Raw genomic sequence first — 886 nt, 5'->3', positions numbered from 1 at the left:
ACGGCGTTGCTTCGATAGTTTATGGTCGCCAATCAACACAGATTCATCGGACTCACTAAAATCTGAAGGCGCATCTAAATCCGATATGGAAAGGTTGTTTTGTAAATAAGGTTGAGCTGCACGCAATACTTCGAGCGCTAACAAGCGAAATGTCGTGAGTTTGCCGCCGGCGATACTGATACACCCTGCATCATCCCAAACCATATGCTCACGTTTCTCGTCTGATGGTTTGTTCGTAGCAGCAACATCCTCAGCACTGTATTCATCAACAACAACTGGCCGCACACCGGACCAAGAAGAGATAATGTCCTCACGCTTCAGTGCTGCATGATCAAACTGTGAATTCGCTGCATCCAAAAGATAAGTGACTTCATTTTCCGTAATCGATGCCTCGCTCAACATAGTATTATGATGATCAAGGTCTGTTGTACCGATCACGACTTGACCTTCCCAAGGAAAAACAAATACTGGTCGCTTGTCTTTCGGATGGAAAAAACTAACGGAAAAGGCGACCGGTAGACGCCAGAATGGAATAACTAGGTGACTTCCTCTCAAAGGTCGAATGCTTTTCTTATTACCAAGCATTTGACGAAGTTCATCCGTCCAGGCACCGCTGGCGTTAACCACAGCATTAGCTTGAACTTGAAGTTCTTTGCCGCTGAGCTCGTCTTTTAAATACAGGCCAATCACTTTTGTATTACGCTCAACTTCTGAACCTGAGCGCATAACACCCGTTGCTTTGAGGTAATTAAGAGCAATACCGCCCTGCTCATTCCCATCAGCCAAGACACGCATTACTAAGCGAGCATCATCAGTTACGGCATCCATGAAACGAGTCGCGCCTAGCAGCTCTCTCTGTTTCATGCCCGGCGCATAAAAATCATTT

Annotated in this window: 1 protein-coding gene; it reads right to left on the bottom strand. The window is 45.9% G+C overall.

The features are described 5' to 3' along the window. Nucleotides 1-886 (bottom strand): glycerol-3-phosphate dehydrogenase/oxidase (locus A3738_RS07695; RefSeq protein WP_231876568.1); only part of this gene is annotated, 886 nt, incomplete at both ends.

It is taken from the genome of Oleiphilus sp. HI0066, from assembly GCF_001635725.1.
This window is presented reverse-complemented; position numbering and strand designations above follow the sequence as displayed.